We start from the raw sequence: 21,998 nt of genomic DNA, 5'->3' as shown, positions 1-21,998 counted from the left end.
ATAATCCGGGTAGCCGAACAATGGACCGTTTCACGGCCATGCGCGCCTTCGTCCGTATCGTCGAGCGCCGCAGCTTCACCCGTGCCTCCGGGGACCTCGGCTTGCCGCGGGCCACGGTGACCGATGCGATCAAGGCGCTGGAGAATCGGCTGGGCGTGCGCCTGCTGCACCGGACCACGCGGCTGGTGGTGCCGACGCTGGAAGGCGAGGCCTTCTATGGCCGTTGCCTGCGCCTGATCGCCGACATGGACGACGCTGAAGCCGCGTTCCGTGACGTGCCACCACGCGGCCCGCTGCGGATTGAAGTGCATGGCACGCTGGGCCGGCACCTGCTGTTTCCGCACCTTCCAGACTTTCTGCAGCGCTACCCTGAGATCGAACTGGAGGTCAGCGAGGGCGATCGCTATGTCGATCTTCTGCGCGAAGGCGTGGATGCGGCGATGCGGGTGGGGACGCTGGCCGACAGCGATCTGGCGGCGCGCCGGTTGACGATGCTGCGCGAGGTCACGGCGGCCTCGCCAAGCTACGTGCAGGCCAGAGGCGTGCCGGGCAGCATCGATGCCCTGCAGGACGGCCACCAGATGGTCGGTTACCGCTCAAGTGCCACCGGCCAGCTGATACCACTGGAGTTCCAGCAGGCTGGCCAGATCCGCTATGTCCCGCTGCCCGCGCGGGTGACGGTTTCCGGCGCCGATGCCTTCCTCGGTGCCGCGCTGGCAGGGCTGGGCATCATCCAGGCGCCGCGCTACCGGATGGCCCCCTACATTGCGCGCGGGCAGCTGGTCGAGCTGTTGCCGGACGCACCGCCGACGCCGAGCCCGTTGAATCTGGTCTACCCGCGCAACCGCACGCCGTCGCCGCGGCTGCGGGTGTTCATCGATTGGGTAGCCGGGATGTTCGACCCGGCCGGGGTTGCCGGCCAGCGGCCGGCACTACCAACCGCTGGCCATGCTGGGTAGTGCCGGCCGCTGGCCGGCAACTGCAATACGCTGGGTGTGCCAAGGCTGCCGGCCAGCGGCCGGTATTACGGCGCTGCGGCGCTCGGCAGCACCAGCTCGAACACGGTGCCGGTTTCATCGGAGGTCACGCTTACCGTTCCGCCATGGGCCTGTGCAATTGCGCGGGTGATCGCCAGGCCCAGTCCAGCACCTTCGTGGCGGCCACGCTCGCCGCGATAGAAGCGATCGAACAGGCGCGGCAGTGCTGCTTCGGCAATCGGCGGGCCGAGGTTGTGCACGCTGACCCTGCACATGCCATCGCCCTCGACCAGCTCCACCCGCACCTCGCTGCCCACGGCTGCGTGCTTCAACGCGTTGGACAGCAGATTGGCGATCGCCCGGTGCAGCATCAAACGGTTGCCTTCCACGCTCGCCACGCCGTCGCGGCACAGGGTCAATTGCCGGTCCTCAGCCAGCAGTTCGTAAAACTCCAGCAGCGAATCCACCACCGCATCCAGCGCCACCGGCTCGCGCGAAGGCAGTGCCCCCGGCGCCTCGGCCTGCGCCAGGTACAGCAGGTCACCCACGGTCTGCGCCAACTGCTGCAGTTCTTCGGCGCACGAGGCCAGCGTCTCGCGATAGGCCTCGTTGCTGCGCGGGTGGGCCAGCACCACCTGTACCTGGGTCAGCATGTTGGTGATCGGCGTGCGCAGCTCGTGGGCCAGATCACCGGAGAATTCGGTCAGGCGCGCGAAGTCCTGCTGCAATCGCGCCAGCATGCCGTTGAGGGTCTGCGCCAACTGTTCCAGCTCGGCCGGCGCACTGCGTGCGTTCAAACGCCGCTGCAGGCGCCCTGCGGTGATCTGACGGGCTTCATCGGCCAGCGTCCGCAGCGGTCGCAGCGTGCGTCGTACCACATAGCCACCCAGCAGGCTGCTGGCCACGGCGGCACCGATGATGGCGATCGCCAGCAGGTGGCGGAAGCGCTGCAGGAAGTCGGCATGGCGGGCATCGTCGATGGCCAGCAGGATCAGCAGCTGGCTGCCGTCGGCCAGGGTCTGGCGCAGGTGCAGCGCATGCATGCACGTTCCGTCGGCAAGGATCCAGTCGTGCCGCCGGAAGGCACTATCGATAGGCTGGCTGCGTGCGTGTTCGCGCAGCAGCGCCGGCGCGGTGGAGAACAGCACGGTGCCGCGCGCATCCACAATATGGAAGGCGATGTCGGGATGGTGGCTCAGCGCCTCTGCCAGTCGTTGCCCGCGAACGGACGCAGGCCCATTGCCGGCCAGGTCACTGATCAACGCGACCTTGTTCTCCAGCTCGGTGAAATCCTGTGCGACCAGATCGTGACGGGCGCTGATATAGATCGCCACGCCGAGTGCCGCCAGCACCAGCGTTGCCACGGTGGCGAACAGCAGCGTCAGCCGCACCGCGATGGAGCGGCGCAGGCTCATCCGTTGCGCGCGGCGCCGTCGTCCGGCGCCTCCAGCACATAGCCCATGCCGCGCACGGTGACGATCAGCTTCTCGGCGAAATCATCGTCGATCTTCGCGCGCAGGCGGCGGATCGCCACGTCGATCACATTGGTGTCGCTGTCGAAGTTCATGTCCCACACCTGCGAGGCGATCAGCGAGCGCGGCAGCACTTCGCCACGGCGCCGTGCCAGCAGCTCCAGCAGGGTGTACTCCTTCTGGCTGAGCGCGATGCGCTGGCCGCCACGCTCCACCCGGCGGCGCAGGGTATCCACCACCAGGTCGGCAATGACGATGCGTTCAACCTGCGGCACGGCCTGGCCACGGCGCAGCAGCGTGCGCACGCGCGCCAGCAGCTCGGCGAAAGCGAAGGGCTTGGCCAGGTAGTCATCGGCGCCCAGCTCCAGGCCCTGCACGCGGTCGGCGATGCTGCTGCGCGCGGTCAGGAACAGCACCGGCAGCGGCCAGCCGGCTCCACGCAGCCGCGACAGCACGGTCCAGCCATCCAGGCCGGGCAGCATCACATCGAGGATGACCAGCTGGTACTCGCCGCTCTCGGCCAGGTGCAGCCCGTCGATGCCGTTGCTGGCGAGATCGACCACATAGCCGGCCTCGATCAGGCCCTGGCGCAGGTAGTTGCCGGTCTTGGGTTCGTCTTCGACGATCAGCAGTTTCATGGTGCGGCCATCATCGCAGCTTGCGGGTGGGTCGGCAGCGGCGGTTCATGCCACCGGGTCCAGGGTGCCGAGTACCGCTACACAGGCCAGCACCAGCAGCGCCAGCACCGCTTCGCAGGCCAGGCTGTGGCGCAGCGAACGCAGTGGCCTGGGTTGCCAGCCGCCGCGGATGGAAACGGCCAGCGCCGGTACCAGCCGCCAGCGATGCAGCGCGGCCAGCCCCAGCATGCCGCCGACCAGGGCCAGTTTGAGCAGCAGCCAGCGCCCATGTGCGGTTTCGGCCAAGGTGTGCAGCGAGCCGCCGAGATCGACATAGGTATAGGTGCCGGTCATCGCCAGCAGGGCGACGATGATCGTGCCGGGCACAGCGAAGCTGTGCGCGGCCTGCCACAGCTCGCGGGTGCGTTCGCGCAGACGCAGGCCCTGCGGTCGCAGCGCCAGCTGCAGGATGGCGGCGATCGCCCCGACCCAGGCGCCGGCGGCCAGCAGATGCAGCATGCCGGCGCCGAGCCGAAGCGTGCCGCCGAACCCGTCGCCGGCGGCGGCATGGCCATTCCAGGAAAGGCTGGCCAATGCGCTGGCAGACAGTGCCAGCAGTGCGAGGCGGCGCAGGCCCTGTACGGGGCGGTTGATGGCCAGCAGCGGCAACATTGCCAGTACGGCCAGGAGGCGCAGCAGGCCCGCTTCCCCCACTGGCGTACCGGCAAGAAACCAGCGCGCGGTCTCGCCGTCGATGTCGGCCGGCGATATGCCAAGCACGCCGGACAACCGGGTCACCGCGTCGGTGATGACCAGTACCAACGCGATCACGGTGAGCGTCAGCGAGACGCCGTGCGGCAGCCCGGGCCGGACGAACAGCATCCGCCCGAACAGCAGCATCAACACGGCATACAGCGAAAGCCGCAGCGCATACGGCGAAAGCTCGGCCACAGCAGCGGCCTTACTTCACGGTGAAGCGGTAGTTGCCGGTGATCGGATGGCTGTCCTGGCCGACCGCGCGCCACTGCAGGGCGTAAGTGCCGGCAGGCAGCGGCTTGGCGAAGCGCGCGCGCAGGGTGTGGCCGTCCTCGGAGATCTGCTGCGCAGTGGTCGGCATCGCCATCTTCATGCGGCCATGGTCCATGCTCAGTTCGATGCGGGTGGCACGCGGCATCACCTTTTCACTGAACTGCAGTTCGATCTGGCTGGCCAGGGCCACGGTGGCGTCGGCGGCCGGCGTTGCACGCACCAGGCTGGGATGGGCCAGCGCCAGCGGTGCGACCGCAAGGCCGGACAGCAGCAGGGCGAGCGAGGTGGGGCGGAGCAGGGCGCGGGTCATGTGCGGGAACGCCTGTCGGGAAGTTGCGCTCAGGGTGGTGCAGCGCGCCTTTCGCTGCCCTGACGCGAACATTACCGGTCTGTAATGTTGGCTGCCGGCCCGCGGCCGGCGCTACCGGGCCCGTGACTGCGCGATCCAGGCCGAAGGCGAACAACCGACCACACGCCGGAAGGCTGCGCTGAACTTGCTGGGATTGGCGTAGCCACTGGCCAGCGCAACCTCGGTGACGCTGCATCCCTGGGCCAGTGCCCCGCGCGCCCATTGCATGCGGCGTCGGGTCAGGAACGCATAGGGCGGCAGACCGGTGGCGGCGCGCAGCGCACGACCGAACGTGGACGGGTCCATCTGCACCGCAGCGGCCAACTGTGCGACTTCAAGAGGCTGGCCGTGCTGTGCATCGATGTAGGCCTCCAGCTGCTGCAGCCGCCGCGTGGACAGTGCCGTGTCCCTGCCGCGTTCCGTGCAGGCAAGCCCGGCAAGCTGGCCCAGGCGGTGGAGCAGGACCTGGGCGCCATGCTCCAGGAAGCCTGGCAGGCAGACATCGGCCTGCGCGCTGCACCACAACGCCTGCAGTACCGAAGTGATCACCGGGTCGTGGTGCAGCCGCGCCGCCAGCGGCTGCAGGTGTTGCAACCGCTGCGGATCCTGCGGATGCAGGCGGGTATCGATGGCGATGCCGAGCAGATCGACTGCGGGGCTGGCATAGGTGCCGGTGTCTCCCGGCAGCACCAGATTGAACTGGCCGGGCCGCCACGGCGCCTGCAGCAGGCCGTTGAGGGTGCGCTGCTGCAGCCGTCCGCCGCCGCCCACGGCCAGGCCCAGGCGAAGCTGGTGCGGATGGCCCATCTCGCCTTCGCTGGCCTCGAAGCGATGGCGCAGCAGCACCACCGCCCCGTCATCGCTGGCGTAGGCAGCAGGGGCCTGCGACCGGGTTTCCTGCAGCAACTGGTCGGTGAGGGCGGGCATCACGGATCCGGGAATGGAGCGGCGCTGCCGGAAATGGAGTGGCGGCAGGGCGCGAATGTTACAGGATAACACTCTTGCCCGCGCTGCCGCCGCCCGCGCGTCCGTCACTCCATCCGTCGAGGTTCCCGCTTTGAAGTCGTCCACGCCTGCTGCCGCGCTCATCGCAGCATCCCTGCTCGTTCCTGCCTTGCCCGCCCTTGCCCAGCAGGCCGACCCGACCACGCTCGACGGTGTCCGCGTCACCGGTTCCAAGCGCGATACGCCTTACCTGAAGAGCGATCTGTCGGTGACGGTGCTCGACAGGCAGGCCCTGAAGGAAGCGGGCGTCACCGAGTTCCGTGACCTCGACAAGCTCGCGCCGAACGTCAAGTTCAATGCGATGGGCCAGCTCAGCAACATGTTCATCTCGATCCGCGGCATCGAGTCCAATCCATTCCTGGTCAACCGCGCCTCGGTCTACATCGACGGCATTCCGTTCCGCGAACTGAGCAATGCCGTGCTCAACCAGGTCGAGTCGGTGGAGGTGCTGCGCGGTCCGCAGGGCACGTTGTATGGCGCCAACAGCGAATCCGGCCTGGTGCTGGTGCGTACGCGTGGTCCTGCGGACAAGCGCGAAGGCGAGGTCAACCTGCGCAGCACCTGGTTCGGCAACGGCAATGGCACCGCTCTCGATGGCTTCCTGGCAGGGCCGCTGAACAAGACGGGCAGCCTGTCCGGCTCGGTGGCGTTCATGGGCTCCGATGAGGACGCCTACCTGAAGAACCTCACGCCTTCCGGTGCGCGCGGCAAGGTCGGCGAAGGCTACCTCCAGGGCAAGCTGCGCTGGCGGCCGAGCGACTACGTTTCGGTGAACGCGCTGGCCTATCACCTGCGCACCCGCGCGCCGGGCATGTTCGAGTATGAATACCTGCCGCTGGATACCGGCCTCTACAACCGCACCTACGGCACATCGCTCAATGGCGGCCGCCGTGCCGGTGACTTCACCTACATCAACGACGCGCCCAAGCGCACCGAAAAGGACGAAACGGTGGCCGGCCTCAGTGCGCAATGGCAGTTGCAGGCCGGCACGCTGGACGTGGCCGCTTCCTGGCGGGACGAGGAGGTGACCTCGGCCGGCTACGACTTCGACATGACCAACAGCCCGGCATTGGCTGGTCGCATCTACGACAGGAAGAAGGAATGGACGGCCGAGGCGCGCTTCAGCTCGCCCAGCGACCAGGCGCTGACCTGGATGGCCGGTGTGTCGACCTACCGCAACAGCAAGGATTCGATCCTCGGCACCTTCGTCGGCCCGGCGCTGCATGGGCTGGACAGCTACAACCTGGCGCCGCGGCAGACCTCCAAGGGCGAGGACTACAGCGTCTTCGCCACCGCAAGCTACACCTTCCCGGCGGTGCCGAAGCTGACCGCCAGCGCCGGCCTGCGCCATGAGCAGGCACGGCGCTCCACCGAACAGCGTGCCGGTGCGCTGGATCTGGGCGCCGGTGGCCGCGTGCTGTACCGCGATGCCGCGCTGGCGCATACCTTCTCGGCCACGCTGCCGCGGGTGTCGCTGCGCTACGACGCCACTGACGACCTTTCCTTCTACGCGGCCTCGGCCAAGGGCTACATTCCGGGTGGCTTCAATCTGGCTGCGGCGCAGAGCGATGTGGTCAACGACAAGGTGCTGCGCTACGAGTCCGAACGCATGTGGAGCCATGAGCTGGGCTTCAAGATGAACCTGGCCGGCGGTCGTGGCCACATCGGTGGTGCGCTGTTCCACATCACCTCGGACAACTGGCAGGAGATCCAGGTGGCCACCGATGCCAACGGCCGCCCGATTTCGTCGGACTACGTAGGTTCGGATGCCTCGATCCGTTCGCGTGGTGCCGAGCTGGAGGGCGTGTTCGAAGTGCTGCCGGGCTTCACCCTGATGGCGAATGTGGGCTACGTCGATGCGAAGTACACCAAGCTGTGGGTCAGCGTGGACCAGAACCTGGATGGCAAGCGGGTCAAGCTGACCCCTCACTACACTGGCTATCTGGCGGCGCGCTATCAGTTCGACTCGGGCATCCATGCACGGCTGGAATCGCAGTTCACCGGCTCCAGTGCACTGGATGAACGCAACCGCGCGTTCCAGCCGGCAGTGGCCGTGCTCGGTGCTCAGCTGGGCTATGAGACCGGGCCGTGGAGCGCGCGGGTGTTCGTGCAGAACCTGACCAACAAGCGGCGCATCAATGGCCTGATCTTCGACAATCTGGCCTTCGGCCGCGACGGCAACTACTACGGCCCGGTCGACAGCCCGCGCATCTTCGGCGCGGAAGTGGGTTACCGCTTCTGAGCAAAGGTAGTGCCGGCCGCTGGCCGGCATCTGCGGGGCGCCGGCCAGTGGCCGGCGCTACCGGTGGACGTGCAACGCCCGCCGGTTGCCGATGTGCGCGCATGCCAGCAGCACGCCACCGCAGGCGGTAGCCACGCCATGCCAGAGCAGCGATTCCTTCAACGGCAGGTACAGCGACGCTGACACCAGCAGGATCGCGCCAACCACGGCCAGCCGCACCGGCAGCCAGCGCCCATGCCGATACAGCCCGGCCGTGGTACTCGCCAGCGCCAGTGCCGAGGCCATCAATGCGAACAACCATTCCCAGCGCGACATCATCAACAGCAGCGTCATCACGCCGTGGCCGGGGTGCTGGAACGAGCGCAGCGCCATCATTGCCGCCGGCACGAAGGCCAGCAGCAGGGGCAGGGCGATGCAATGGGCGGCGCAGGCCAGCGACAGCCAGGCACCGGCCAGATCGAAACGGGGATGCCAGCGTGCCGAAGTTGGCGGCTGGGCCAGAGCCCTTGCGGGGGTCGGGGGGATGTGGTCCATTATGTTACATAGTAACAATTGGAGTCTCCCCCATGAAGCTTCCTGCTGCTCTTTTCCTGCTGCTGGCTGCCAACGCGGCGCAGGCACACGATGTCCGCCAGCACGCGCCACACGTGCACGGCCAGGCCACCGTCGATCTCGCACTCGACCAGGGAACGCTGGAGTTCGCCCTGCAGGCGCCGGGTATCGGCATTCTTGATTTCGAGCGACCGCCCGCCAACGCGACCGAGCAGGCGGCACTGTCGCGCGCCACGGCATTGCTGAAGGGCGGCAGCTGGGTCACCCTGCCCACCGCCGCCAACTGCCGCCTGGCCAGCAGTGACGCCAGTGCCGAAGGCTTCGCTGCGACCGCCGCTGTGCCAGCGGCCGGGCAACATCGCCACGCCGGTTTCAGTGCCAACCTGCAGTATCGCTGCACGAATCCGAGTGCACTGCGCGCCCTGGTCGTGCGCCTGCCGGTGCTGTTCCCCGGGTTGCACGAAGTCATCGTCAACAGTGCGACCGCCAACGGCCAGGACCGCAGCGTGCTGAGTGCCGACAACCTGCGCGTGGTGCTGGCGCCGTGAGCACGCCAGCGGTGATCGCCCTGGAGGATGTGCAGTTCGGCTACGCAACACGCCTGGTGCTGGATATCCCGCAGCTGCTGATAGAGCAGGGCAGCAGCGTGCTGTTGCGTGGAGTGAGCGGTGGCGGCAAGAGCACCTTGCTCGGCCTGCTGGCCGGCGTCCTGCTTCCCGGCAGGGGGCGCGTCGAAGTGGCCGGTCACGCGCTGCAGATGATGCGGGGTGCCGCGCGTGATCGCTTCCGTGCCGATCAGCTGGGCGTGATCTTCCAGCAGTTCAACCTGCTGCCGTTCCTCAGCGTGCGCGACAACATCGCGCTGGGCCTGCGCTTTTCTCCGGTGCGCAGTGAGCGCATCAGCGGGCCGCTGGACGACGAGATCCTGCGTCTGCTGGAAGCGCTGCAGCTGGATCCGGCGTTGTCCAAGCGTGCGGCCGGTACCCTGAGTGTCGGCCAGCAGCAACGCGTGGCCGCCGCACGCGCCCTGATCGGCCGCCCCGCAGTACTGCTGGCCGACGAGCCGACCTCGGCGCTGGATCGCCAAGCCGCGACCGCCTTCCTGCAGCTGATGTCCGCACAGTGCCGGGCCGCCGGTACCACGGTTCTGGTGGTCAGCCACGATGAAAGCCTGCAGCCCTTGTTCGACCGCACCATCGCGTTGTCGCAGATCAATCACGCAGGTGGCACTCATGCTTGAACTTTCATGGGCCAGCCTGCGCAGCCGCGCATTGAGCGTCAGCCTCACCGTGCTGGTGATCGCCCTCAGCGTGGTGCTGCTGCTCGGTGTTGAGCGCGTGCGCACGCAGGCGCACGAAGGTTTCGCCAGCACCGTCTCAGGCACTGACCTGATCGTCGGTGCCCGCTCCGGGCCGGTGAACCTGCTGCTGTATTCGGTGTTCCACATCGGTGACCCGACCAACAACGTGTCCTGGCAGTCCTACCAGGAGCTGTCCTCGCTGCCGCAGGTGAAGTGGGCGGTGCCATTGTCGCTGGGCGATTCGTGGCGCGGCTACCGGGTGGTCGGCACCAGTGGCGGCTACTTCGAGCACTACCGCTACGGCGCGGGGCATGCGCTGGCGTTTGCACAGGGGCGGCCGTTCGACGACCTGTACGACGCCGTGATCGGCGCAGAGGTGGCGCGCGCGCAGAAGGTCGGCCTCGGCGACGAGATCGTGCTGGCCCATGGCACCGGCGCGGTCACGTTGGCCACGCATGCCGACAAGCCGTTCCGTGTGGCTGGCATCCTGCAGCGCACCGGCACGCCGGTTGATTCCTCGGTGCTGGTCTCGCTGCCGGCCATCGAGGCGATCCATGTCGACTGGCGCTCCGGCGTGCAGCTGCGCAGCCAGAGTGTCAGCGCCGAGCAGGCGCGCCATCTGGACCTGACCCCGACCAGCATCACCGCTTTCATGCTCGGGCTGAACTCGCGCATTGCCACGTTCTCGGTACAGCGCAGGATCAACGAGTATCCGGACGAAGCGATGCTGGCGATCCTGCCCGGCGTAACCCTGCAGCAGCTGTGGCAATCACTGGGCACCGCCGAGCGGGCACTGCAGCTGATCAGTGCGATGGTGGTGCTGCTGGGCATGGTCTCGCTGGTGGCGCTGCTGGTCTCGACCCTGCAGGAGCGCCGGCGCGAGATGGCGGTGCTGCGTGCCATCGGTGCACGCCCGGGCTATATCGCCAGCCTGCTGGTGGTGGAGGCGGTGGCGACCAGCGCGCTTGCCTGCGTGCTCGCACTGGCCGCACTGGTGGTGGCCAGCCTGGCCGGGCGTGGCTGGGCGCTGGCCAGCTTCGGCCTGTCGATCACCCACATCTGGCTGGATGGCCGCGAACTGGCGTGGGTCGCGGGTGTGCTGGCGATCAGCGCGGTGGCCGGCCTGGTGCCGGCGCTGCTGGCCTATCGGCGCACGCTGGCCGATGGCCTGTCACCCGGGGGCTGAGCATGCGCTGGTTGCCACTGTTGCCAATGTTACTGGTGCTGACCGCCTGCGAACGCCCGGTCGATACCGGCGTGCAGGCGCTGCCACCGTCACCGGTGGTCGATCGCGATGTCCCGGCAGCTGCCGAGGAACAGGAACTGGACTGGTTGCAGATGATGCCGAAGGAAGAACTGGCGGCGCTGGAGCGCGGCGAGGGCCCGGAGGTCGAGCACAACGGCAACCGGCGCATGCCGCAGTTCGGTACGTTCCGCACCGTGGAGACCGTACTGCAGCGGCCGGTGCGCTTGCCGGGCTACGTGGTGCCGCTGGCCAACGCGCAGGACGGGCGGCTGACCGAATTCCTGTTCGTGCCGTACTACGGCGCCTGCATCCATGTGCCGCCGCCACCGCCGAACCAGATCGTGCACGTGGTGCTGCCGCGCCCGATCGAGATGCCGGACATGTATTCGCCGTTCTTCCTGGCCGGTACCCTGCGCGCCGAACGGCTGGACGATGATCTGGCCGGCTCCGCCTACACCATGCGCGATGCGCAGCTGAGGCCGTATGAACCGTAGCGTCCTGATTGGATTGGCGTGTTGCCTGGGCTTGCTGGGGTGTACGCAGGCGGGTGGGGGCGCCACCACCGTCGCCGCAGCACCGGCAGCGGCGCAGCCGGCCACGACCGAAGCGCCCATCGACCGTTGGGATGCACTGCGGCCCGACGAAGTGACCTACCAGCGTCCGCCGCCGCAGATCGGCCTGTCACGCAATGGCATGGACGGGGTGGGCGGGCTGATCGACGACACAGGCTCGGGCACGCCACCGGGGCAGGAGATCGACCATTCCAGCCCGGACCGCGCCAAGCAGTTCGGTTCATCGCAGGTGGTCGAAACTGCCGATGGCCGCGCCGTTGACCTGGATGGCTACGTGGTGCCGCTGGGCACCAACGACGCAGGACTGGTCGACGAACTGTTGTTCGTGCCGTTCTACGGGGCCTGCATCCATGTGCCGCCACCGCCGCCGAACCAGATCATCCATGTGACCCTGGCCACGCCGATCGCGCTGGGCGACCTGTGGGATCCGTACCGGTTGGCCGGTCGCCTGCAGGTCAAGCGCTTCGATGCGGATATCGCCAGCGCGTCCTACGACGCCGCAGCGGCGTCGCTGACGGCGATCCACAACTGATGCGCGCGCGCTGGATCATCGCTGCGGTGGTGTTGGCGGGAGCAGGCGTAGCGTTGGCGGTGTGCTGGCAGCGGCGCGCCGTAGTCCCAGAGCCTCCGGCGGTCGCGTTTCCGGCACCGGCAGCCGATGCCAGCCAGCGCATCGAGCAACGCCTGGGCGAAGACCACGCCTTTCGCAATGATGTGCTGTTCCTGCTGGCGGCCACGTTGCGCGACCGCTGCCAGCCGGCACAGACGGGGCTGCTGGCGCGCATGGCCAATCGTGCATCGTTGCCGGTGCTGGCGGCGGTCAGTGCGGTGACCCAGCAGGATCCAACGCTGGACCGGCCGATCTACCAGTACATCCAGCATCGTGCAGACGCCACGCGTTGTGGCCAGCCGCTGCAGATGCCGTTGGCCGGTGGGCGCAGCATGCAGGTGGACATCGAACAGTACGCGCGCACCTTCCCGGACAGCTATTTCGATCCGCAGCGCAGCAGCGAACCGCGTGATTTCGGCGGCCTGTCGCTGCAGCAGCGGGCAGGCAACGCCTGCAACAGCGTGGTGTATTCGGTGCTGCCGCTGGGGGGCACCGATTGGCGTTGCAGCAGCCTGCGCGCCAATGCGCGTGCGCGGGTGCGCGGCCTGTGCGAGGACGAACTGCGGCGCCAACATGGGGCAACGGGCGGGGAGCTGGACATGGCCGTGGGGCAGGGCATGCAGGCAGCGGTGGTGTCGGCGATCGTCGCGTTGCCGGAAGACTGCCGGTAGAGCGGGGCCATACCCGGCGGCCTTGTTGCGGGTACCCCGTTCGCCGGACACGGCCCGGCGCTACCGTTCTCCGGAACATGAACATTACCCGGGACGAAATCTGAACGTCTGGCGACCTTCTCATAACTATACAGGACATCCTGTATAGTTATGATGGTACTCCACCCCCATCAGGTTTCCCCATGGCTTTGTCCCAGCCCTTGGCCGGCGCTCCGGCCCTGTCGCGTGCCCGTCGCTGGGCACTGTTGTTCACTGTCGCCGCCGGCCTGCTGCTGGTCACCCTCGACAACTCCGTGCTGTACACCGCACTGCCCACCCTCACCGAGGAACTCTCGGCCAGTGCCGGCCAGGCGCTGTGGATCATCAACGCCTATCCGCTGGTGATGGCCGGCCTGCTTCTGGGCGCCGGTACGCTTGGTGACCGCATCGGTCACCGCCGCATGTTCCTGATCGGCCTGGTGGTGTTCGGCACCGCCTCGCTGGCGGCGGCCTTCGCTGACAGCGCCGCGCAGCTGATCGCCGCCCGTGCGTTCCTGGCGGTCGGTGCGGCGGCGATGATGCCGGCCACGCTGGCGCTGATCGGCCTGAGCTTCCACGAAGAGCGCGAGCGCAACATTGCCATCGCCATCTGGGGCTCGGTGGCCATCGTCGGTGCGGGACTGGGTCCGATCATCGGCGGCTGGCTGCTGCAGCACTTCTGGTGGGGCTCGGTGTTCCTGATCAACGTGCCGGTGGTGGTGGTGGCCTTCGTTGCAACCCTGCTGCTGGCACCGGAAGGCCAGCGCGATACCTCGCGGCCGTGGGACCTGGTGTCTTCGTTGCTGGCATTGGCGGCGCTGTCCGGTCTGGTGCTGGCCATCAAGTCGCTGATCGCCACGCCGCCGTCGTATGCGCTGGGTGCCGGTGCACTGCTGCTGGCCGTCATCAGCGCCGCGGCGTTTGCACGTCGCCAGCGGCAGTTGCCGTACCCGTTGCTGGACTTCGCGATCTTCCGCAATCCGGCGTTCCTGGCCGGCACGCTGTCGGCGGTATTCACCTTGTTCGCGATGGCTGGCCTGCAGCTGGTTACCACCCAGCGTTTCCAGCTGGTGGCGGGCTTCACGCCGCTGCAGGCAGGCCTGCTGGTATCGGTGGCGGCGCTGGGCAGCCTGCCCAGTGCGCTGCTGGGTGGCAGCATCCTGCACCGCGTGGGCCTGCGCCCGCTGATCTGCGGTGGCCTGGCGGCTGGCGCCGTGGGTGTCGGTGTTGTGGCGTTCGGCTTCCCGCACGGCCTCGGCTGGGTGGTGGCCGGCATGGCGATCACCGGTTTCGGCATGGGCTCGGCCATCTCGGTGGCATCCACTGCCATCCTCAACAATGTGCCGGCACACCGCGCGGGCATGGCCTCGTCGGTGGAAGAGGTGTCCTACGAGTTTGGTGGCCTGCTCGCGGTGGCGATGCTGGGCAGCCTGAGTGCGGCAATGTACGGCGCCTTCCTGCCGGTCTCGGCGGACATGCCCGAGCTTGCCCGTCACGGCTTCACCCAGGCGCTGCATGCCGCACGCGAAAGCGGGCAGGGCGAGTGGTTCGCGCTGGCTGCGGCCGCATATGACCGTGGCTACCAGATCGTGCTGCTGGTGATCACGGTGGTGCTGGCAGTGGGCGCGGCGATCATCGCGCGCCTGTTGCGGGGGCGCGTCGGTGGCCGCGAGGGTGCGGCCGATCGCGTAAAATGACGCGATGAGAACCAGCAAGCGCGACCGCATCCTCGACGCCGCCGTCAACGTGATCAATCGTGACGGCGTGCGCGCGGTGACCTTCGAGTCGGTGGCCGCCGAGGCCAAGCTGACCCGTGGCGGCCTGCTGTACCACTTCCCGTCGCGCGAAGCGCTGCTGCGCGGCATCGACGAGCATCTGGTGCAGGCCTGGGAAGCGTCGATGGAGTCGCTGCTGGGCAAGACCGCAGGTGAGGCCACGGCGCTGGAGCGCTACCAGACCTTCGTGCGTGTGTCGGCGCAGAGCGCCACCCGTGCCGAGTTGATGTTCATGCTTGAATCGGCTGACCCGGACGCCGACGAGCGTCCGTGGGGACCGGCAGTGCGGCGCTGGGCGCCGTTGCCGCCGTCGGCCGCGGAACAGGATCCGGCCGCGCTCGACAATTTCGTAGCGCGGCTGGCGGCCGATGGCCTGTGGATCTACGAAGCGATGTACGAAGGGCAGCTGGATGAAAGTGTGCGCGCCCAGGTAGCGGAGCGGATCGCCGGGCTGCTGGCAAAGAACGACGGACTGTCCAGCTGAGCCGTCGACCGACGCGCGGATATCGCTCTTGGTAGAGCCGACCGCTGGTCGGCTGCTCACGAAAATCCCGCGCTTCGCGCGATAGTCGACTCTACCCAGCCTGCGCTGCGCTCGCGGCCAGCCATGCCCGCGGCGACGCTCCCAACCGCTTGCGGAACGTCTTCGACAATGACGCGGTATCGGCAAACCCGACTTCGATTGCCACCTGCTTGACCGCCACGCCCGCACGCAGCTGCGCGCAGGCCAGGCTCAGCCGCCAATCCAGCAGATAACTGGCCGGCGTCGCCTGCATCACCTCCTTGAACACCGCTGCGAACGCACTGCGCGACATGCCAGCGGTGGCGGCCATGCGCGGCAGCGTCCATTCGTCCTGCGGCGCCTGGTGCATCGCCACCAGCGTACGTGCCAGCCGCGCATCGGACAGCCCGCACATCAGCCCGTGGCTGACCCCGGCCGCATCGGGATGATCCACCACCCAGCGCAGGATCTGGATCAACGCCACCTCGAACAGGCGGTTGGTCAGCAGCCGCGAACCGCAGCGTTGGCGGTCGGCCTCGGTGAACAGCAGATGCAGGGTGTCGTCCAGTTCGCTGATCGCGGACAGCGGCACCACCATCACCGGCGGCAGCGATTGCACGATGGGATTGCGCGCGCCGCCATCGAAGTCGAGCGTCGCGCAGGTGAAGTCGGGGCCATCCAGCGGCGCATTGAAGAACACGTGGTGCAGCGGTTGCGGATACAGCAGCAGGCTGGGCGCGTCGATCTTCAAGCGGGGAAGCGCGATATCGCCGTCGGGATGACGGACCTCCATTTCACCCTGGCGCAGGATGTGCAGGAACGCCCGACCGGGCTGCGGCTCGAAGACATGGCGCCCGCACAGCGGACCGCTGTGGAACAGCGCGGCCTGCACTCGGAAGCGTTCCAGAAGGGAGGACAGGCGGTCAGGTGCGGAGGTGTCGGCAGGCATGCTCATGGACGAATGGACAATAGATGCGGCTTATTACGACCAATGCGTCCGTCGAGTCTACCTAGGATGAGCAGGTCGTCCAATCCCGGGCGCTTTCCCAAGGAGATCCACCATGTCCCGTGTCCCCCTGATCGATGCCTCCGCCACCACTGCGGAGCGCCAGGCCCTGCTGGGCCAGGTCCACGCCGCTTTCGGCGCCACCCCAGCCATGTTCCGCGCCGTGGCCAACTCGCCGGCCGCCCTGCAGAGCATGTGGGGTTCGTTCGGCGCGCTGGGCGGCGGTCGGCTGTCGCCGTTGCTGGGCGAGCAGATCGCCGTCGCCATCGCCAATCGCAACGCCTGCGAGTACTGCCTGGCGGCGCACACGGCGTTGGGTCGAAAGGCCGGCGCCAGCAGCGAACAGATGGCTGCCGCGCAGATCGGCCAGTCCAGTGATCCGGCCACCTCGGCGGCGCTCGACTTCGCGCTGAAGGTGGTTGAACAGCGTGCACAGATCACCGACGGTGATGTGCAGGCGCTGCGCGCAGCCGGCTTCGATGACGAGCAGATCGTCGAGATCCTCGCCCATGTGGCGCTCAACCTGTTCACCAACTACATCAACGTGGCGTTCGACGTGCCGGTGGACTTCCCCAAGGTGGCGCTGCGCTGAGGTCCATCAGGCCGGGGGCGTCTTGCTCCCGGCCGTTCTCAGTTATCGTGGCTGTCGTCCGCCTGCAGCCGTTCGGGATGGGTATACACATTGAACCCGCTCTCCCGCGCGAACCCGACCAGGCACAGTCCGGCACTGCGGGCCAGGTCGATCGCCAGCGCGGTCGGCGCCGACACCGCTGCCAGCACGCTGGCACCCGCACGTATCGCCTTGCTGACCATCTCATAGCTGGCCCGGCTGGAAATCACCAGCAACCCGCCGTCGATGGCGTGCTCGTTGTGATGCAGGGCGCCGATCAGTTTGTCCAACGCATTGTGACGGCCGACGTCTTCGCGCACCCAGCCGATCCGCCCGCTGGCATCGGCCCAGGCCGCGGCGTGCGTCGATCCACTCACCGCATTCATCGGCTGATGCTGCGCCAGCGTGGCCAGCGCCCGCAGCAATGCGGCATGCGGATAGGTGCGGCGCTCGCGGATCTGCGGCAGCGGGCGCAGCACATCCTCCAGCTGGCGCGTGCCGCACAGGCCACATCCACCGCGACCGGGCAGCAGGCGGCCATTGGCCGGATCCAGATCGGCACCGGGTGCGTCTTCAGAAACGGTCATCTGCAGCTCGATGCCCTCCAGCTGCGGGCGGACCTCGATCGACAGCAGTTGCGAGGGCGTAGTGATCAGCCCCTCGCTAAGCGAAAAACCCAGCGCGAAGTCTTCCAGGTCGCAGGGCGTGGCCATCATCACCGCGAAGGCGGCGCCGTTGTAGCGCAGTGCAACCGGCACTTCCTCGGCCACCACGTCGACCTGCTGCTGGTGCCCCTCGCTGCGCCAGCGCTGCAACGGGCGCTGGGCCGTGCCGGCAGGCGGGATGTGCGGCGGGGTCGAGTCAGGCATGCAGCGCGTCCGGGCAAGGGAAATACGCAGGTGGTGGACCACCCACGGCTTCGAGAATAGCGCAGTGGCCGGGCGCTGACGCGGGTGTAACCGTTGTCATGGCACGCTGCGCTGAAAACAGCGTCTGCCTCTGGCGAAGCGGCCTTGTCCGTGCTTGACTGCGGGGCTGGCCGCGCTGCAGAAGCCGCATCGGGCCCGTCTCGTGCCGTTGATTGTTGTGTTCCTCCCGCCAGGTTCCCGAACATGTCCGAGCAGAAGCCGCCGCGTTACAAGCCCTACAACCAGCCGGCCGGTGGCTGGGGTGCCGCTGGTGCCACGGCCAAGGTGCTGTTGCAGCAGAGTGTGATCGGCAAGGGCTCGAAGGCGCTGCTGGCGATGAACCAGCCCGGTGGCTTCAAGTGCCCCAGCTGTGCGTTCCCCGATGCCGACGAACGCAAGAAGCTGGAATTCTGCGAGAACGGTGCCAAGGCGCTGGCCTGGGAAGCCACCCAGTTCCGTGCCGGCCGCGAGCTGTTCGCCCAGCACACGGTCACCGAGCTGATGGCGCAGACCGACTACTGGCTGGAAATGCAGGGCCGGCTGACCGAGCCGATGCGCTACGACGCGTCCACCGATCATTACGTTCCCTGCAGCTGGGACGAGGCGTTTGCCTTGATCGGCCGTCATCTGCAGGCGCTGGACAGCCCGCACCAGGCCGAGTTCTACACCTCCGGCCGTACACCCAACGAAGCCGCGTTCCTGTATTCGATCTTCGTGCGCGAGTTCGGCACCAACAATTTCCCGGACTGCTCGAACATGTGCCACGAGCCGACCAGCCGCGGCCTGCCGCCGGCCATCGGCGTGGGCAAGGGCACCATCGTGCTGCAGGATTTCGAGCACGCCGAGGCGATCTTCGTGATCGGCCAGAACACCGGCACCAATTCGCCGCGGATGATGAGCAACCTGGTCGAGGCGCGCAAACGCGGCATCCCGATCGTGGCGGTCAATCCGATGCCAGAGCGCGCGCTGATCCGCTTCGCCGAGCCGCAGGACATGGTGCAGATGGCCACGTTCGGTTCGACCGAGATCACCAGCGAGTTCGTGCACATCCGCATCGGCGGCGACCTGGCCCTGATCAAGGGCATGATGAAGGTAATGTTCGAGCGCGAAGCGCAGGGCGAGCGCGTGCTTGACCACGATTTCCTGGCCGAGCACACGGTGGGCCTGGACGCACTGCGCAAAGATGTGATGGCGCAGGACTGGGACGAGATCGTGCAGGTCTCCGGCATCACGCAGGCGCAGATCCGCCGCTGCGCCGAGATCTACATCCGCTCCAAGGCCACGGTGATCTGCTACGGCATGGGCCTGACCCAGCATCAGTATGGTTCGACCCTGCTGCAGCAGGTGGCCAATCTGCTGTTGCTGCGTGGCAACTTCGGCAAGCCCGGCGCAGGCATCGGGCCGATCCGTGGCCATTCCAACGTGCAGGGCGACCGTACCGTCGGCATCGACGAGAAACCCAAGCCAGCCTATCTGGACCGCGTGCAGCAGGTGTTCGGCTTCGATCCGCCGCGCGAGCACGGTCATCACGTGGTCGAATCGATCGAGGCGATGCTGGACGGCAGCGCCAAGGTGTTCATCGGTATGGGGGGCAACTTCATCCACGCCGTGCCCGATACACCGCGCGCGTATGAGGCCATGCGTGGCCTGGAGTTGACGGTCGGCATCGCCACCAAACTCAATCGGGGTCACCTGGTGCATGGCCGCGATTCCTTGATCCTGCCGGTAGTCGCGCGTTCGGAGCGCATCGTTACGCCTGCCGGCGAGCAGTTCGTCACCATCGAAGACGCGATGTCGAACGTGACCGCTTCGCGCGGCGTGCTCGAGCCGGTCAGCACGGACGTGCTCCCGGAGGTCGAGATCGTCTGCCGCATGGCGATGGCAACACTGCCGCACAGCAAGGTTGACTGGGCCGGGTGCATGCATGACTACGCACCCATCCGCGAGCTGATCGCGGCGGTGTACCCGGATATCTACACCGGCTTCAACGAGCGCATCCAGCAGCCGCACGGCTTCCATCTGGACATTCCACCGCGCCGTCGCGTGTGGCCCACGCCCAACGGCAAGGCCAACATCCTGGTGATGCCGGGGCTGGACGTGGACGCGCCCGTGGATGACCCCGAGATGCTGCGGTTGGCCACAGTGCGCTCGCACGACCAGTACAACACCACCATCTACAGCTACAACGACCGCTATCGCGGCGTCTACAACGACCGCATGGTGTTGTTCATGAACATCGAGGACCGGCTGGCACGCGGGCTGGAGAAGGAAGCACTGGTCAGCCTGGAGACGATCAGCGGCGACGGCGTGAACCGACGCATCGAGGGCCTGACCGTGCTGGACTACCCGATGCCGCGCGGCGCGTTGGCCGGTTACTACCCCGAGTTGAACCCGCTGCTACCGCTGGACTATTACGATCGGGTCAGCGGCACCCCGGCGGCCAAGTCGATTCCGGTGCGGATGCAGGCGATGGCAGCGGCGATTGCGTGATGCGTTCATCGGCTATCATCAACGGGTGAACCTGCCTGGCCTGCTGCTGAGATGGATGCTTCTCCTTGCCCTGGTGCTGAATGCACCGGCGCTTGCGGTTGCCTCATCCTCGTACGCGGCGCAGTCCAGCGCGGACCATTGCGCCGCACCGCATTCCGCTGCCATGCCCGGATGCTGCGACGAGGCAGCATCAACGGTCTGCCAGAGCAATGAGTGCGAATGCCCGCCGGCCAGCCTCGGCATGCTGGCCACCCTGAGCGGAACCCCGGCGTCACCTTGGCGTGAGGCGCCTTTGCCCGCCAGCACCCAGCAACGCGCACCGCCTCCGTTGCCGGATCCGCTACGCCCTCCCATCGTGTGATTCCCTGCAGGCCTCAAGCGCCTGCCGTAGCTGCTCGACTCACTCTCGACTCTGCCTGTGCCTTCGACGCGCAGGCAGCGGGCCGCGTTGCCCGCATCTGCAAAGGAATCAACACCATGAACCGTTCTCTCTCCCTCAGCCTGTTGCTGGGCACCGTGCTGGCCACTACCGCCTGCGCGCGTGCTGCTGAAGAATCGTCTGCCGCGCCGGTTGCCACCGAAGCCCCGGCGGCACCGATCAAGGCCGGCCCGTCGCAGGTGGATCCGGCACTGCCCATCGCCATCGTGCACAAGACCGCCAGCTGCGGCTGCTGCGGCATCTGGGTCGACCACCTGAAGGCCGAAGGCTTCCAGGTGGATGTGCGCAATACTGATGACATGAACCCGATCAAGGTCCGGCTGGGTGTACCGGTCGGCAAGGCCTCCTGCCACACCGCCGAGATCGGTGGTTACGTGGTTGAAGGCCACATCCCGGCCGAGGACATCAAGCGACTGCTGGCCGAGCGGCCGGCCGCGCGCGGCCTGGTGCTGCCGGGCATGCCAGCCGGCTCGCCTGGCATGGAAATGCCGGATGGCTACGTGCAGCCGTACACCGTTGAACTGGTGCGCAACGATGGCACCACCGAGCCGTTTGCCCAGCACGGGCAGGGCGGCTGACAGGCGGCGGTGCCGGTCGTCCTGACCGGCACCCTTCGGCGCGCCCAATGTAGAGCCGAGCCCACCCTCGGCTTGCTCTTTGTGGCGTCGAGCCATGCTCGACTGCTCTGCTTCGGTCGAGCAAGCTCGACAGAATCAGCGGGCGCCGGCTGTTTCCTTGGCCAGCTGTGCGTCGAACTTCTGTTCTGCCGCATCCGCGTAGGCCTTGCAGGTCAGTGCCTTGGCACCGGCCCTGGCACCCGCAGCGTAGTCCCAGTTGCTCGCGCCCGGATGAGGGGTCAGCAACACGTCGCAGGGCAACGCCCGCACCGTCGCGAAGCTGCGCTTGTAGTCCTCGACCAGGCGCGGATAACGGGGGTTGCCCTTCAGCTGGTAGCCCGGTGCACTCAGGCTGTCGGCATAGGCGATGCGCACCGGCTTGCCCTCGCGGGTATCGGTCCAGGTCCAGGTGGTGCTGCCCGGGGTGTGTCCCGGCATGAAGTGCGCGGTGAATTCGATGCCGCCCACCTCGACCACCTCGCCATCCATCACGATGCGGTCTGCATTGGCAGGCGGGTAGGTGATGCCATCGCCGAAGTGCAGGTCATCGCTGCCGCCACGCGCCAGCAGCACTGCCGATTCCGCGTTGGCGACCACGTGCGCGCCGCTGCGGCGCTTCAGTTCCGCCACTGGGCCTGCATGGTCGGCATGCGCATGGCTGAGCAGGATCAGACGCAGGTCCTGCGGGGCCACGCCGCGCGCCTTCATGTTGTCCAGCAGGTGGCCGGCCATCTGTGGCATGCCGCCGTCCAGCAGCACTGCGCCCTCGGCGGTCTGCACCAGCAGTGCGGTCAGGTTCTCGGTGCCGATCTGCCAAGTGTGGTCAGCAATCTGCAGCGGTGCCATCGGCTGCAGCCAGGAAGCATCCACGGTGTAGGCCCGCAACTGCGGCAGTGGTGCCTCGGCGGCGCTGGCGCAGGCGATCGGGAGTACTGCTGCAAGCGAGAGGGCGAGCATGTGCGGGCGCATGTGAAAGGTATATCGGGAAGGT

Annotated in this window: 22 protein-coding genes; 13 read left to right on the top strand and 9 right to left on the bottom strand. The window is 67.4% G+C overall.

The annotated features are described in order from the left end of the window. Positions 1 to 20 precede the first annotated feature (20 nt). Complete coding sequence (locus ACZK2G_RS12085; RefSeq protein ID WP_136637940.1) at positions 21 to 959, top strand: LysR family transcriptional regulator; 939 nt, start codon at positions 21 to 23, stop codon at positions 957 to 959. Positions 960 to 1,024: 65 nt separating this feature from the next. Here ACZK2G_RS12085 and ACZK2G_RS12080 read toward each other — a convergent pair whose 3' ends face one another. The 5 genes from ACZK2G_RS12080 to ACZK2G_RS12060 form a co-directional block, all read right to left on the bottom strand. Beyond that, positions 1,025 to 2,392: a heavy metal sensor histidine kinase gene (locus ACZK2G_RS12080; protein WP_046982525.1), complete on the bottom strand. Its 1,368-nt coding sequence runs from the start codon at positions 2,390 to 2,392 to the stop codon at positions 1,025 to 1,027. Further along, positions 2,389 to 3,087 carry a heavy metal response regulator transcription factor gene (locus ACZK2G_RS12075; protein ID WP_046982526.1) on the bottom strand — a complete coding sequence of 233 codons (699 nt, stop codon included), beginning with the start codon at positions 3,085 to 3,087 and terminating at the stop codon, positions 2,389 to 2,391. Before ACZK2G_RS12075 ends, ACZK2G_RS12080 begins: the two co-directional genes overlap by 4 nt. Positions 3,088 to 3,132: 45 nt before the next feature. Then, positions 3,133 to 4,017 carry a copper homeostasis membrane protein CopD gene (gene copD, locus ACZK2G_RS12070; RefSeq protein ID WP_337302791.1) on the bottom strand — a complete coding sequence of 295 codons (885 nt, stop codon included), beginning with the start codon at positions 4,015 to 4,017 and terminating at the stop codon, positions 3,133 to 3,135. Positions 4,018 to 4,027: 10 nt separating this feature from the next. Beyond that, the gene (copC, locus tag ACZK2G_RS12065) at positions 4,028 to 4,405 is read right to left on the bottom strand and encodes a copper homeostasis periplasmic binding protein CopC (protein WP_478473405.1); all 378 of its coding nucleotides are present in this window, start codon (positions 4,403 to 4,405) and stop codon (positions 4,028 to 4,030) included. A gap of 111 nt (positions 4,406 to 4,516) precedes the next feature. After that, positions 4,517 to 5,371 carry a helix-turn-helix domain-containing protein gene (locus ACZK2G_RS12060; RefSeq protein WP_046982529.1) on the bottom strand — a complete coding sequence of 285 codons (855 nt, stop codon included), beginning with the start codon at positions 5,369 to 5,371 and terminating at the stop codon, positions 4,517 to 4,519. 187 nt (positions 5,372 to 5,558) lie between these two features. On the opposite strand from ACZK2G_RS12060, the gene ACZK2G_RS12055 reads away from it, so the two are divergent. Further along, positions 5,559 to 7,691 carry a TonB-dependent receptor gene (locus ACZK2G_RS12055; RefSeq protein WP_478473404.1) on the top strand — a complete coding sequence of 711 codons (2,133 nt, stop codon included), beginning with the start codon at positions 5,559 to 5,561 and terminating at the stop codon, positions 7,689 to 7,691. A gap of 57 nt (positions 7,692 to 7,748) precedes the next feature. On the opposite strand, the gene ACZK2G_RS12050 is transcribed toward ACZK2G_RS12055, so the two are convergent. Further along, positions 7,749 to 8,225 (bottom strand): MerC domain-containing protein, encoded by a 477-nt coding sequence (locus ACZK2G_RS12050; RefSeq protein WP_154354749.1) that lies wholly within the window; start codon positions 8,223 to 8,225, stop codon positions 7,749 to 7,751. Between the two features lie 32 nt (positions 8,226 to 8,257). On the opposite strand from ACZK2G_RS12050, the gene ACZK2G_RS12045 reads away from it, so the two are divergent. The 8 genes from ACZK2G_RS12045 to ACZK2G_RS12010 all read left to right on the top strand — a co-directional run bounded on the left by ACZK2G_RS12045 (position 8,258) and on the right by ACZK2G_RS12010 (position 14,919). Next, positions 8,258 to 8,791 carry a ZrgA family zinc uptake protein gene (locus tag ACZK2G_RS12045; RefSeq protein ID WP_049462652.1) on the top strand — a complete coding sequence of 178 codons (534 nt, stop codon included), beginning with the start codon at positions 8,258 to 8,260 and terminating at the stop codon, positions 8,789 to 8,791. Then, a complete protein-coding gene (locus ACZK2G_RS12040; protein ID WP_046982533.1) occupies positions 8,788 to 9,483 on the top strand; it encodes an ATP-binding cassette domain-containing protein in 696 nt (231 codons plus the stop codon). The genes ACZK2G_RS12045 and ACZK2G_RS12040 overlap by 4 nt, the downstream gene beginning before the upstream one ends. Beyond that, entirely contained in the window at positions 9,476 to 10,729 is a 1,254-nt protein-coding gene (locus ACZK2G_RS12035; protein WP_478473402.1) for an ABC transporter permease, read from the top strand. Before ACZK2G_RS12040 ends, ACZK2G_RS12035 begins: the two co-directional genes overlap by 8 nt. Positions 10,730 to 10,731: 2 nt before the next feature. Next, positions 10,732 to 11,283 (top strand): DUF3299 domain-containing protein, encoded by a 552-nt coding sequence (locus ACZK2G_RS12030; protein WP_295381386.1) that lies wholly within the window; start codon positions 10,732 to 10,734, stop codon positions 11,281 to 11,283. After that, a complete protein-coding gene (locus ACZK2G_RS12025) occupies positions 11,273 to 11,893 on the top strand; it encodes a DUF3299 domain-containing protein (protein ID WP_136637946.1) in 621 nt (206 codons plus the stop codon). The genes ACZK2G_RS12030 and ACZK2G_RS12025 overlap by 11 nt, the downstream gene beginning before the upstream one ends. Continuing rightward, complete coding sequence (locus ACZK2G_RS12020) at positions 11,893 to 12,642, top strand: hypothetical protein (RefSeq protein WP_032970599.1); 750 nt, start codon at positions 11,893 to 11,895, stop codon at positions 12,640 to 12,642. Before ACZK2G_RS12025 ends, ACZK2G_RS12020 begins: the two co-directional genes overlap by 1 nt. A gap of 182 nt (positions 12,643 to 12,824) precedes the next feature. Next, positions 12,825 to 14,357 carry an MFS transporter gene (locus ACZK2G_RS12015; RefSeq protein ID WP_478473400.1) on the top strand — a complete coding sequence of 511 codons (1,533 nt, stop codon included), beginning with the start codon at positions 12,825 to 12,827 and terminating at the stop codon, positions 14,355 to 14,357. Between the two features lie 4 nt (positions 14,358 to 14,361). Continuing rightward, positions 14,362 to 14,919 carry a TetR/AcrR family transcriptional regulator gene (locus ACZK2G_RS12010; protein WP_046982539.1) on the top strand — a complete coding sequence of 186 codons (558 nt, stop codon included), beginning with the start codon at positions 14,362 to 14,364 and terminating at the stop codon, positions 14,917 to 14,919. Between the two features lie 91 nt (positions 14,920 to 15,010). Here the strand turns inward: ACZK2G_RS12010 and ACZK2G_RS12005 are convergent, their stop codons facing one another. Then, entirely contained in the window at positions 15,011 to 15,892 is an 882-nt protein-coding gene (locus ACZK2G_RS12005) for an AraC family transcriptional regulator (RefSeq protein WP_478473398.1), read from the bottom strand. Positions 15,893 to 15,998: 106 nt separating this feature from the next. Between ACZK2G_RS12005 and ACZK2G_RS12000 the strand changes: the two genes are divergently transcribed. Next, positions 15,999 to 16,535 carry a carboxymuconolactone decarboxylase family protein gene (locus tag ACZK2G_RS12000; RefSeq protein ID WP_046982541.1) on the top strand — a complete coding sequence of 179 codons (537 nt, stop codon included), beginning with the start codon at positions 15,999 to 16,001 and terminating at the stop codon, positions 16,533 to 16,535. Between the two features lie 38 nt (positions 16,536 to 16,573). On the opposite strand, the gene fdhD is transcribed toward ACZK2G_RS12000, so the two are convergent. Next, complete coding sequence (gene fdhD, locus ACZK2G_RS11995) at positions 16,574 to 17,422, bottom strand: formate dehydrogenase accessory sulfurtransferase FdhD (RefSeq protein ID WP_046982542.1); 849 nt, start codon at positions 17,420 to 17,422, stop codon at positions 16,574 to 16,576. Between the two features lie 243 nt (positions 17,423 to 17,665). Between fdhD and ACZK2G_RS11990 the strand changes: the two genes are divergently transcribed. Continuing rightward, on the top strand, positions 17,666 to 19,951 hold the full coding sequence (locus tag ACZK2G_RS11990; RefSeq protein ID WP_295381511.1) for an FdhF/YdeP family oxidoreductase: 2,286 nt from the start codon (positions 17,666 to 17,668) through the stop codon (positions 19,949 to 19,951). A 477-nt stretch (positions 19,952 to 20,428) separates the two neighbouring features. Further along, on the top strand, positions 20,429 to 20,968 hold the full coding sequence (locus tag ACZK2G_RS11985; protein ID WP_295381509.1) for a DUF411 domain-containing protein: 540 nt from the start codon (positions 20,429 to 20,431) through the stop codon (positions 20,966 to 20,968). 135 nt (positions 20,969 to 21,103) lie between these two features. Here ACZK2G_RS11985 and blaL1 read toward each other — a convergent pair whose 3' ends face one another. Next, a complete protein-coding gene (gene blaL1 / locus ACZK2G_RS11980) occupies positions 21,104 to 21,976 on the bottom strand; it encodes a L1 family subclass B3 metallo-beta-lactamase (RefSeq protein WP_478473396.1) in 873 nt (290 codons plus the stop codon). Between the last annotated feature and the right edge of the window lie 22 nt (positions 21,977 to 21,998).

The sequence above is a fragment of the Stenotrophomonas sp. 107298_Sma genome (assembly GCF_056480345.1).
The sequence above is the reverse complement of the archived record's forward strand: the minus strand, read 5'-3'. Positions and strand labels throughout refer to the sequence as shown.

Bases quoted from the DNA above. Each gene is read 5' to 3' on its own strand.
- ACZK2G_RS12030 (WP_295381386.1), top strand. From the start codon at position 10,732: ATGCGCTGGTTGCCACTGTTGCCAATGTTACTGGTGCTGACCGCCTGC.
- ACZK2G_RS12000 (WP_046982541.1), top strand. From the start codon at position 15,999: ATGTCCCGTGTCCCCCTGATCGATGCCTCCGCCACCACTGCGGAGCGC.
- ACZK2G_RS12020 (WP_032970599.1), top strand. From the start codon at position 11,893: ATGCGCGCGCGCTGGATCATCGCTGCGGTGGTGTTGGCGGGAGCAGGC.
- ACZK2G_RS12010 (WP_046982539.1), top strand. From the start codon at position 14,362: ATGAGAACCAGCAAGCGCGACCGCATCCTCGACGCCGCCGTCAACGTG.
- ACZK2G_RS12085 (WP_136637940.1), top strand. From the start codon at position 21: ATGGACCGTTTCACGGCCATGCGCGCCTTCGTCCGTATCGTCGAGCGC.
- ACZK2G_RS12005 (WP_478473398.1), bottom strand. From the start codon at position 15,892: ATGAGCATGCCTGCCGACACCTCCGCACCTGACCGCCTGTCCTCCCTT.
- ACZK2G_RS12015 (WP_478473400.1), top strand. From the start codon at position 12,825: ATGGCTTTGTCCCAGCCCTTGGCCGGCGCTCCGGCCCTGTCGCGTGCC.
- ACZK2G_RS12025 (WP_136637946.1), top strand. From the start codon at position 11,273: ATGAACCGTAGCGTCCTGATTGGATTGGCGTGTTGCCTGGGCTTGCTG.
- ACZK2G_RS12080 (WP_046982525.1), bottom strand. From the start codon at position 2,392: ATGAGCCTGCGCCGCTCCATCGCGGTGCGGCTGACGCTGCTGTTCGCC.
- ACZK2G_RS12050 (WP_154354749.1), bottom strand. From the start codon at position 8,225: ATGGACCACATCCCCCCGACCCCCGCAAGGGCTCTGGCCCAGCCGCCA.
- ACZK2G_RS12060 (WP_046982529.1), bottom strand. From the start codon at position 5,371: ATGCCCGCCCTCACCGACCAGTTGCTGCAGGAAACCCGGTCGCAGGCC.
- fdhD (WP_046982542.1), bottom strand. From the start codon at position 17,422: ATGCCTGACTCGACCCCGCCGCACATCCCGCCTGCCGGCACGGCCCAG.
- ACZK2G_RS12035 (WP_478473402.1), top strand. From the start codon at position 9,476: ATGCTTGAACTTTCATGGGCCAGCCTGCGCAGCCGCGCATTGAGCGTC.
- ACZK2G_RS11990 (WP_295381511.1), top strand. From the start codon at position 17,666: ATGTCCGAGCAGAAGCCGCCGCGTTACAAGCCCTACAACCAGCCGGCC.
- ACZK2G_RS12045 (WP_049462652.1), top strand. From the start codon at position 8,258: ATGAAGCTTCCTGCTGCTCTTTTCCTGCTGCTGGCTGCCAACGCGGCG.
- ACZK2G_RS11985 (WP_295381509.1), top strand. From the start codon at position 20,429: ATGAACCGTTCTCTCTCCCTCAGCCTGTTGCTGGGCACCGTGCTGGCC.
- blaL1 (WP_478473396.1), bottom strand. From the start codon at position 21,976: ATGCGCCCGCACATGCTCGCCCTCTCGCTTGCAGCAGTACTCCCGATC.
- copC (WP_478473405.1), bottom strand. From the start codon at position 4,405: ATGACCCGCGCCCTGCTCCGCCCCACCTCGCTCGCCCTGCTGCTGTCC.
- ACZK2G_RS12075 (WP_046982526.1), bottom strand. From the start codon at position 3,087: ATGAAACTGCTGATCGTCGAAGACGAACCCAAGACCGGCAACTACCTG.